General features: G+C 51.1%; 2 tRNA genes and 3 rRNA genes. All 5 read right to left on the bottom strand.

The window, feature by feature from the left end:
* A 5S ribosomal RNA gene (gene rrf / locus HX855_RS11260) occupies positions 1 to 96 on the bottom strand; the annotation flags it as partial.
* A 158-nt stretch (positions 97 to 254) separates the two neighbouring features.
* Positions 255 to 3,148 (bottom strand): 23S ribosomal RNA (locus tag HX855_RS11255).
* A gap of 233 nt (positions 3,149 to 3,381) precedes the next feature.
* Positions 3,382 to 3,457: transfer RNA gene (locus tag HX855_RS11250), tRNA-Ala, on the bottom strand.
* Between the two features lie 30 nt (positions 3,458 to 3,487).
* Positions 3,488 to 3,564: transfer RNA gene (locus tag HX855_RS11245), tRNA-Ile, on the bottom strand.
* A gap of 83 nt (positions 3,565 to 3,647) precedes the next feature.
* A 16S ribosomal RNA gene (locus tag HX855_RS11240) occupies positions 3,648 to 5,184 on the bottom strand.
* Positions 5,185 to 5,607 lie beyond the last annotated feature (423 nt).

The following is a 5,607-nucleotide window of genomic DNA, read 5'->3' as shown; positions in this document are numbered from 1 at the left end:
CACATGGGGAAACCCCACACTACCATCGGCGATGCATCGTTTCACTGCTGAGTTCGGGATGGGATCAGGTGGTTCCAATGCTCTATGGTCGTCAAGAAATTCGGGTACTGAGTCGTGGCCAGTTGGCCTCGCTTCAGCAAATTGGGTATGTGATAGCTTTCGGTGTTTTGCAAGATCTCGAACTTTCGGTTCGTTTCGTCTTCACACACCGCAATCTGGTGCCTTTTCAGGTCAGCAAATTGCTTGGGTGTTATATGGTCAAGCCTCACGGGCAATTAGTATTGGTTAGCTCAACGCCTCACAGCGCTTACACACCCAACCTATCAACGTCGTAGTCTTCGACGGCCCTTCAGGGAACTCAAGGTTCCAGTGAGATCTCATCTTGAGGCTAGTTTCCCGCTTAGATGCTTTCAGCGGTTATCTATTCCGAACATAGCTACCCGGCAATGCCACTGGCGTGACAACCGGAACACCAGAGGTTCGTCCACTCCGGTCCTCTCGTACTAGGAGCAGCCCCTCTCAAATCTCAAACGTCCACGGCAGATAGGGACCGAACTGTCTCACGACGTTCTAAACCCAGCTCGCGTACCACTTTAAATGGCGAACAGCCATACCCTTGGGACCGGCTTCAGCCCCAGGATGTGATGAGCCGACATCGAGGTGCCAAACACCGCCGTCGATATGAACTCTTGGGCGGTATCAGCCTGTTATCCCCGGAGTACCTTTTATCCGTTGAGCGATGGCCCTTCCATACAGAACCACCGGATCACTAAGACCTACTTTCGTACCTGCTCGACGTGTCTGTCTCGCAGTCAAGCGCGCTTTTGCCTTTATACTCTACGACCGATTTCCGACCGGTCTGAGCGCACCTTCGTACTCCTCCGTTACTCTTTAGGAGGAGACCGCCCCAGTCAAACTACCCACCATACACTGTCCTCGATCCGGATAACGGACCTGAGTTAGAACCTCAAAGTTGCCAGGGTGGTATTTCAAGGTTGGCTCCACGCGAACTGGCGTCCACGCTTCAAAGCCTCCCACCTATCCTACACAAGCAAATTCAAAGTCCAGTGCAAAGCTATAGTAAAGGTTCACGGGGTCTTTCCGTCTAGCCGCGGATACACTGCATCTTCACAGCGATTTCAATTTCACTGAGTCTCGGGTGGAGACAGCGCCGCCATCGTTACGCCATTCGTGCAGGTCGGAACTTACCCGACAAGGAATTTCGCTACCTTAGGACCGTTATAGTTACGGCCGCCGTTTACCGGGGCTTCGATCAAGAGCTTCGCGTTAGCTAACCCCATCAATTAACCTTCCGGCACCGGGCAGGCGTCACACCCTATACGTCCACTTTCGTGTTTGCAGAGTGCTGTGTTTTTAATAAACAGTCGCAGCGGCCTGGTATCTTCGACCGGCATGGGCTTACGCAGTAAATGCTTCACCCTCACCGGCGCACCTTCTCCCGAAGTTACGGTGCCATTTTGCCTAGTTCCTTCACCCGAGTTCTCTCAAGCGCCTTGGTATTCTCTACCCAACCACCTGTGTCGGTTTGGGGTACGGTTCCTGGTTACCTGAAGCTTAGAAGCTTTTCTTGGAAGCATGGCATCAACCACTTCGCTAACTAAAAGTTAGCTCGTCATCAGCTCTCGGCCTTAGAATCCCGGATTTACCTAAGATTCCAGCCTACCACCTTAAACTTGGACAACCAACGCCAAGCTGGCCTAGCCTTCTCCGTCCCTCCATCGCAATAACCAGAAGTACAGGAATATTAACCTGTTTTCCATCGACTACGCTTTTCAGCCTCGCCTTAGGGACCGACTAACCCTGCGTCGATTAACGTTGCGCAGGAAACCTTGGTCTTTCGGCGTGGGTGTTTTTCACACCCATTATCGTTACTCATGTCAGCATTCGCACTTCTGATACCTCCAGCAAGCTTCTCAACTCACCTTCACAGGCTTACAGAACGCTCCTCTACCGCATCATCCGAAGATGATACCCGTAGCTTCGGTGTATGGTTTGAGCCCCGTTACATCTTCCGCGCAGGCCGACTCGACTAGTGAGCTATTACGCTTTCTTTAAAGGGTGGCTGCTTCTAAGCCAACCTCCTAGCTGTCTAAGCCTTCCCACATCGTTTCCCACTTAACCATAACTTTGGGACCTTAGCTGACGGTCTGGGTTGTTTCCCTTTTCACGACGGACGTTAGCACCCGCCGTGTGTCTCCCATGCTCGGCACTTGTAGGTATTCGGAGTTTGCATCGGTTTGGTAAGTCGGGATGACCCCCTAGCCGAAACAGTGCTCTACCCCCTACAGTGATACATGAGGCGCTACCTAAATAGCTTTCGAGGAGAACCAGCTATCTCCGAGCTTGATTAGCCTTTCACTCCGATCCACAGGTCATCCGCTAACTTTTCAACGGTAGTCGGTTCGGTCCTCCAGTTAGTGTTACCCAACCTTCAACCTGCCCATGGATAGATCGCCCGGTTTCGGGTCTATTCCCAGCGACTAGACGCCCTATTAAGACTCGCTTTCGCTACGCCTCCCCTATTCGGTTAAGCTCGCCACTGAAAATAAGTCGCTGACCCATTATACAAAAGGTACGCAGTCACAGAACAAAGTCTGCTCCCACTGCTTGTACGCATACGGTTTCAGGATCTATTTCACTCCCCTCTCCGGGGTTCTTTTCGCCTTTCCCTCACGGTACTAGTTCACTATCGGTCAGTCAGTAGTATTTAGCCTTGGAGGATGGTCCCCCCATATTCAGACAAAGTTTCTCGTGCTCCGTCCTACTCGATTTCATGACTAAGAGATTTTCGCGTACAGGGCTATCACCCACTATGGCCGCACTTTCCAGAGCGTTCCGCTAATCTCAAAGCCACTTAAGGGCTAGTCCCCGTTCGCTCGCCACTACTAAGGGAATCTCGGTTGATTTCTTTTCCTCAGGGTACTTAGATGTTTCAGTTCCCCTGGTTCGCTCCATACACCTATGTATTCAGTGTAAGGTAACCATCTTATGATGGCTGGGTTCCCCCATTCAGACATCTCCGGATCAAAGTCTGTTTGCCGACTCCCCGAAGCTTTTCGCAGGCTACCACGTCTTTCATCGCCTCTGACTGCCAAGGCATCCACCGTATGCGCTTCTTCACTTGACCATATAACCCCAAGCAATCTGGTTATACTGTGAAGACGACATTCGCCGAAAATTCGCAATTACTCACAAATTTTACCTTAGCCTGATCCGTTACCAGTGAAAGTAACGTTCAGTCTATCTTTCTATCACATACCCAAATTTTTAAAGAACGATCTAATCAAAGACTAGAAATCAACATTCACCATCACAATGATGGAATGCTCATTTCTAAGCTTTCATGACAGAAGCAGTTAGTGGTGGAGCCAAACGGGATCGAACCGTTGACCTCCTGCGTGCAAGGCAGGCGCTCTCCCAGCTGAGCTATGGCCCCGTATTTCTACAGGCGTTTCCCACACAAAATTGGTGGGTCTGGGCAGATTCGAACTGCCGACCTCACCCTTATCAGGGGTGCGCTCTAACCAACTGAGCTACAGACCCAATTTCGGGCTGCTTCTTTATCGTCTTCTTCAATGAATCAAGCAATTCGTGTGGGAACTTATGGAGCAGCTGATGTCGTCGATTAAGGAGGTGATCCAGCCGCAGGTTCCCCTACGGCTACCTTGTTACGACTTCACCCCAGTCATGAATCACACCGTGGTAACCGTCCTCCCGAGGGTTAGACTAGCTACTTCTGGTGCAACCCACTCCCATGGTGTGACGGGCGGTGTGTACAAGGCCCGGGAACGTATTCACCGCGACATTCTGATTCGCGATTACTAGCGATTCCGACTTCACGCAGTCGAGTTGCAGACTGCGATCCGGACTACGATCGGTTTTCTGGGATTAGCTCCACCTCGCGGCTTGGCAACCCTCTGTACCGACCATTGTAGCACGTGTGTAGCCCAGGCCGTAAGGGCCATGATGACTTGACGTCATCCCCACCTTCCTCCGGTTTGTCACCGGCAGTCTCCTTAGAGTGCCCACCATTACGTGCTGGTAACTAAGGACAAGGGTTGCGCTCGTTACGGGACTTAACCCAACATCTCACGACACGAGCTGACGACAGCCATGCAGCACCTGTCTCAATGTTCCCGAAGGCACCAATCTATCTCTAGAAAGTTCATTGGATGTCAAGGCCTGGTAAGGTTCTTCGCGTTGCTTCGAATTAAACCACATGCTCCACCGCTTGTGCGGGCCCCCGTCAATTCATTTGAGTTTTAACCTTGCGGCCGTACTCCCCAGGCGGTCAACTTAATGCGTTAGCTGCGCCACTAAGAGCTCAAGGCTCCCAACGGCTAGTTGACATCGTTTACGGCGTGGACTACCAGGGTATCTAATCCTGTTTGCTCCCCACGCTTTCGCACCTCAGTGTCAGTATCAGTCCAGGTGGTCGCCTTCGCCACTGGTGTTCCTTCCTATATCTACGCATTTCACCGCTACACAGGAAATTCCACCACCCTCTACCATACTCTAGCTCGTCAGTTTTGAATGCAGTTCCCAGGTTGAGCCCGGGGATTTCACATCCAACTTAACGAACCACCTACGCGCGCTTTACGCCCAGTAATTCCGATTAACGCTTGCACCCTCTGTATTACCGCGGCTGCTGGCACAGAGTTAGCCGGTGCTTATTCTGTCGGTAACGTCAAAACAGCAAAGTATTAATTTACTGCCCTTCCTCCCAACTTAAAGTGCTTTACAATCCGAAGACCTTCTTCACACACGCGGCATGGCTGGATCAGGCTTTCGCCCATTGTCCAATATTCCCCACTGCTGCCTCCCGTAGGAGTCTGGACCGTGTCTCAGTTCCAGTGTGACTGATCATCCTCTCAGACCAGTTACGGATCGTCGCCTTGGTGAGCCATTACCCCACCAACTAGCTAATCCGACCTAGGCTCATCTGATAGCGCAAGGCCCGAAGGTCCCCTGCTTTCTCCCGTAGGACGTATGCGGTATTAGCGTCCGTTTCCGAACGTTATCCCCCACTACCAGGCAGATTCCTAGGCATTACTCACCCGTCCGCCGCTCTCAAGAGAAGCAAGCTTCTCTCTACCGCTCGACTTGCATGTGTTAGGCCTGCCGCCAGCGTTCAATCTGAGCCATGATCAAACTCTTCAGTTCAAACATCTTTGGGTTTTTAAGAAACCCTAAACTTGGCTCAGCAATCGTTGGTTACATCTTTGATTTCTCGCGGAGTAACTTGTGATGCTGATAATCTTGTTGACTATCAGTCTGACTCCACAAGCACCCACACGAATTGCTTGATTCAGTTGTTAAAGAGCGGTTGGTTAAGATCTTTCGTCTCAACCGAGGCGCGCATTCTACAGCAGCCTCTGTTGCTGTCAAGCGGTTTTTTTAAGAAGTTTTCAAAGTTTCCTTTGTAACTTCAACCACTTGCGCTTCCGATCTCTCGTTAGCGGGAGGCGAATTCTACAGCGTTACACGCTGCTGTCAACACCTCTTTTTCTCCGCTTTCGACCGAGAAGATCGAACCGTTAATAGGGTCAAACAACACGACCTTATCAACTCCTTCTGGGCTTCGAT

This window comes from Pseudomonas sp. IPO3778, from assembly GCF_013386825.1.
GTDB lineage: Bacteria > Pseudomonadota > Gammaproteobacteria > Pseudomonadales > Pseudomonadaceae > Aquipseudomonas.
The sequence above is the reverse complement of the archived record's forward strand: the minus strand, read 5'-3'. Positions and strand labels throughout refer to the sequence as shown.